This window comes from Streptomyces sp. NPDC096012 (assembly GCF_040426375.1).
In the GTDB taxonomy this organism is placed as follows: Bacteria; Actinomycetota; Actinomycetes; order Streptomycetales; family Streptomycetaceae; genus Streptomyces.
Map to the genome: position 1 here is coordinate 1 of NZ_JBEOTD010000085.1, position 4,987 is coordinate 4,987.

Annotated in this window: 4 protein-coding genes; 3 read left to right on the forward strand and 1 reads right to left on the reverse strand. The window is 73.5% G+C overall.

What is annotated here, in order from left to right; genetic code table 11:
• Positions 1-336: M4 family metallopeptidase (locus tag ABVB68_RS36510; protein ID WP_353605528.1), on the forward strand; the 336-nt coding region annotated here is incomplete at its 5' end.
• A gap of 76 nt (positions 337-412) precedes the next feature.
• Positions 413-934 carry a DUF1990 domain-containing protein gene (locus tag ABVB68_RS36515; protein WP_353605529.1) on the forward strand — a complete coding sequence of 174 codons (522 nt, stop codon included), beginning with the start codon at positions 413-415 and terminating at the stop codon, positions 932-934.
• A gap of 204 nt (positions 935-1,138) precedes the next feature.
• On the opposite strand, the gene ABVB68_RS36520 is transcribed toward ABVB68_RS36515, so the two are convergent.
• Positions 1,139-3,757, reverse strand: a complete 2,619-nt coding sequence (locus ABVB68_RS36520) for a glycosyltransferase family 1 protein (RefSeq protein WP_353605530.1) — start codon at positions 3,755-3,757, stop codon at positions 1,139-1,141.
• Between the two features lie 330 nt (positions 3,758-4,087).
• Here ABVB68_RS36520 and ABVB68_RS36525 point away from each other — a divergent pair.
• A partial coding sequence (locus ABVB68_RS36525) for a maltotransferase domain-containing protein (RefSeq protein WP_353605531.1) occupies positions 4,088-4,987 on the forward strand: 900 nt, incomplete at its 3' end.

Here is a 4,987-nt window from a genome sequence, read left to right on the forward strand (position 1 = left end):
GACTACTGGTCCTCCGGCGTGGGCGGTCTGGACGTGCACTACTCGTCCGGCGTCGCCAACCACTTCTTCTACCTGCTGTCCGAGGGCAGCGGCGCGAAGACGATCAACGGGGTGTCGTACAACTCCCCGACGTACAACGGCTCCACGGTCACCGGCATCGGCCGCGCCAAGGCGCTGCAGATCTGGTACAAGGCGCTGACGACGTACTTCACGTCGACGACGAACTACAAGTCGGCCCGCACCGGCACGCTGTCGGCGGCGTCCGCCCTGTACGGCTCCTCCAGCGCCGAGTACAAGGCGGTGGCGGCGGCCTGGTCGGCGGTGAACGTCAACTAGCCGCAGCGGCTCCGGCCCGGCTCGGGGCGGCACCCGGGAAGAAGGCTTCCCGGGTGCCGCCCTACCCTTGTGACCCATGTCCTCGGCGTCCTTCACGTATGAGCCGGTCGGCGCGACCCGCGACGAGCTGACCGTCTGCCCGCCCGGCTTCCACCCGATGTTCGTGCGCACCCGCCTCGGCGAAGGCCCGGAGGTCTTCCAGCGGGCCGCCGAGGCGGTCCTGACCTGGGAGATGCACCGCGCGCTGGGCGTGGGCATCGACGCCACGGCCGGCCGCGCGGCCCCCGGCGCGGACGTCACGGTCACCCTGGCCGGCCTCGTCAAGGCCCCGTGCCGCATCATCTGGACGGTCGAGGAACCCCGCCGCGCCGGCTGGGCCTACGGCACCCTGGAGGGCCACCCCGAGTGCGGCGAGGAGGCCTTCGTGGTCGACCGCACCGGTGACGGCACGGTCTGGCTCACGGTGGCGGCGTTCAGCAGGCCGGCCAAGTGGTACGCCCGCGCGGGCGGCCCGGCGACCCGCGGCCTGCAACACGCCTACGCCCGCCGGTGCGGGGTGGTCCTGCGCAGACTGTGCGCGGGCCTGTCGGAGGCCTGACCCGGACCGCACCCTGTGCGGCGCTGCCGGAGGACCGTCCCGGCCGGCCCCGTGCACGGCGGCGACCGGGGCCCGTGCCGGGCCTGCCCCCGCACCACGCTGACGGAGGGCCGGCCCGGCGCGGGCCGCCGGTGGCCGCCGCCGGCGGCGCCGCCCGTGCCGTGTGCGGTGCGAGGCCCTCCGGGGAAGGCCTCGCACCGCGGGTCACCTCAGCAGCACGCCCGCCCCCTCCACCACGTCCTGCGACGGCACGGCCACCAGACCCAGTTCCGCGCCGGAGGCGAGGAGGCGGTGGGCGGGCAGGATGCGGACCGTGTAGCCGTAGGGGCCGGTGCGGTCCAGGGACAGCGGACCCTCGTAGACACGGCGGCCCTCCAGGTCCGGGGCGCCCGTCGGCTTCAGCGGCACGATCGTGGCGTCCGTGATGCGGTCCTCCGCGTCCACCCGGCCGGACACCGCCTGCACCTCCACGTCCTCCGGGGCCAGCTCGCCGAGCCCGACCCGGACCCGCAGCCCCACGGTCGCGCCCAGTTCGGCGGTGGCCGTCGTCTCGGTCGTCTCCACGTGGTCGACGGTCACCGCGTGCCAGGCACCGCGCACCCGCGCCTTCCATGCGGCCAGATCCCGCGCGGTGTCCGCGGTCAGGGTCCGGTGGGCCTGGGCGGCGGGGCCGTAGAGCCGGTCGACGTACTCCCGGACCATGCGCCCGGCCAGCACCTTGGGGCCGAGCAGGGTGAGGGTCTGGCGGACCATCTGGATCCAGCGGTCGGGCAGGCCGGCCCGCCCCCGCTCGTAGAACCGCGGGGTCACCCGCTGCTCCAGCAGGTCGTACAGCGCCGCCGCCTCGATGTCGTCCCGGCGGTCCGGGTCGGTGGCCGCGCCGTCCGCGGTCGGGATGGCCCAGCCGAAGTCCGGCCGGAACCACTCGTCCCACCAGCCGTCCAGCACCGAGAGGTTGAGGCAGCCGTTGAGGGCCGCCTTCATTCCCGAGGTGCCGCAGGCCTCCAGCGGGCGCAGGGGGTTGTTCAGCCAGATGTCACAGCCCGGGTAGAGCTTCTGCGCCATCCCCATGCCGTAGTCGGGCAGGAAGACGATCCGGTGCCGCACCCGCGGATCGTCCGCGAACCGCACCAGCTCCTGGACCAGCCGCTTGCCGCCGTCGTCCGCCGGATGCGCCTTGCCCGCGACGACGACCTGCACCGGACGCTCCGGATGCAGCAGCAGCTCCATCAGCCGGTCACGGTCGCGCAGCATCAGCGTCAGCCGCTTGTACGACGGCACCCGCCGCGCGAACCCGATCGTGAGTACGTCCGGGTCGAGGACTTGCTCGATCCAGCCCAACTCGGCATCGGCCGCGCCCCGTTGCCGCCAGGAGGCGCGCAGCCGCTCGCGCACCTCCCCCACCAGTTGCTCACGCAGGGTGCGGCGCAGCTCCCAGATCTCCTGGTCCGGGATGTCCGCGACCGAGTCCCAGCGCTCGGTGCCGCCGGCGGCCAGCGCGTCCTCGGCCCGCTGGGCGCCGACCTGCCGTGCGCCCAGCCGCAGCACCTCCGGTGCCACCCAGGTCGGCGCGTGCACCCCGTTGGTCACGGAGGTGATCGGCACCTCCTCCGCGTCGAACCCCGGCCACAGCCCCGCGAACATCTCCCGGCTGACCTGCCCGTGCAGCAGGGAGACCCCGTTGGCCCGCTGGGCCAGCCGCAGCCCCATCACGGCCATGTTGAACAGGTTCGGCTCGCCGCCCGGGTACGTCTCCATGCCCAGCGCCAGGATCCGCTGCACGTCGATGCCCGGGAGTTCGGCGTCCGCCCCGAAGTGCCGGGCCACCAGCTCGCGGTCGAAGCGGTCGATGCCGGCCGGCACCGGGGTGTGCGTGGTGAACACGGTGCCACCGCGCACCGCCTCCAGCGCGGAGTCGAAGTCCAGCCCTTTCCCGCACAGCTCGGCGATCCGCTCGAGTCCGAGGAAGCCCGCGTGGCCCTCGTTGGTGTGGAAGACCTCCGGCTCCGGGTGCCCGGTGAGCCGGCAGTACGTCCGCACCGCCCGCACACCCCCTATGCCGAGCAGCATCTCCTGCAGCAGCCGGTGCTCGCTGCCGCCGCCGTAGAGCCGGTCGGTGACCCCGCGTTCGCCGAGGTCGTTCTCCTCCACGTCCGAGTCGAGCATCAGCAGCGGCACCCTGCCCACCTGGGCCAGCCAGATCCGGGCGTGCAGCGCTTTGCCGCCGGGCAGGGCGAGGGAGAGCCGGGCCGGCTCGCCGTCGCCGTCCTTCAGCTGGGTGACCGGCAGTTCGTTGGGGTCGAGCACCGGGTAGTGCTCCTGCTGCCAGCCGTCCCGGGACAGGCTCTGCCGGAAGTATCCGTGCCGGTACAGCAGCCCCACCCCGATCAGCGGCACGCCCAGATCGCTGGCCGCCTTCAGGTGGTCGCCGGCGAGGATGCCGAGCCCGCCGGAGTACTGGGGCAGCGCGGCCGTGATGCCGAACTCCGGGGAGAAGTAGGCGACGGCGGCGGGCAGTCCGTCGGCCTGTGTCTGGTACCAGCGGTCGCCGGTCAGATAGTCGTCGAGGTCGTCGGCCACCGCGGTGAGCCGGCGCAGGAACCGCCGGTCGCCGGCCAGCTCGGCGAGCCGGGCCGGGCGCACGGTGCCCAGCAGCCGCACCGGGTCCCCGGCGGCGGCGGACCAGGCCTCCGGGTCCACGGACTGGAACAGGTCGCGCGTTTCCGCATGCCAGGACCAGCGCAGATTGCGCGCCAGGTCGCTCAGCGGCCGGAGGGGGGCGGGGAGTACGGGACGGACGGTGAACCGGCGGATCGCCTTCACATGCCACCTCGGACGCGTTACGGGGTGAGACGCACGGCACTGTACGTCTCGTCGTCACCTTCGACGGTAGTGGTTACCCGGGCGTCGGTGGGGACCTGGCCGGTGCGGGTGTCGGGGCGTCAAGGGCGAGACGGCGGGCACCCGGAGAAAGAGGCCGGTCTTGTGTGTGGACGTACGCGCCAGTAGTTAACAAAGTGCCGGATTGCCCACCCGAACAGGAGGGGAAGGCTCCTCCGGTACACACCTCACAGGCACCACCCAGCACCGCCGCAGGACCCACCTCCCCACAGCCATCCGCCCACCACCACGTTGACGCGGACAGGAGCGGTCATGCCCGCCACGCACCATTCGCCAGCACCCCCGACGAGCAGCAAGGCCAAGGCAGCAGGAAAGAGGCCGGCGGGCGGAAAAGCCGCACGACCGGCCGGGGAGCGGTCCTCCCCGGGTTCACCGAGGACCCCCACCACGGTCGGCCGCATCCCCGTGCTCGACGTACGCCCCGTGGTGCAGCACGGGCGCCGGCCCGCCAAGGCGGTGTCCGGTGAGTCGTTCGAGGTGTCGGCCACCGTCTTCCGGGAGGGGCACGACGCCGTCGCGGCGAACGTGGTGCTGCGCGACCCGGCGGGCCGGCCCGGCCCCTGGACGCCGATGCGCGAACTCGCCCCGGGCACCGACCGCTGGGGAGCCGTCGTCACCGTGGGCGAACCCGGCCACTGGACCTACACCGTGGAGGCCTGGTCCGACCCGCTGGCCACCTGGTGGCACCATGCCCGGATCAAGATCCCCGCCGGCCTCGACACCGACCTGGTCCTGCAGGAGGGCGCCGGGTTGTACGAGCGTGCGGCCGCCGGCGTCCCGGACGGGCAACGGCCGCTCGTGCTCGACGCGTTGGCGGCCCTGCGCGACGACAGCCGGCCGGCCGCCTGGCGGCTCGCGGCCGCGCTGGCCCCGGAGGTGGTGGCGGTCCTCGTCCGGTATCCGCTGCGGGAGCTGGTGACGGCGTCGGACGCGATGCCGTTGCTGGTGGAGCGGGAGCGGGCGTTGTACGGCTCGTGGTACGAGTTCTTCCCGCGTTCGGAGGGCACCGCCGAGCGGCCGCACGGCACGCTGCGTACGGCGGCGCGCCGGCTGGAGCCGATCGCGGCCATGGGTTTCGACGTGGTCTACCTGCCGCCGATCCATCCGATCGGCACGACCTTCCGCAAGGGCCGCAACAACACCCTCAATGCC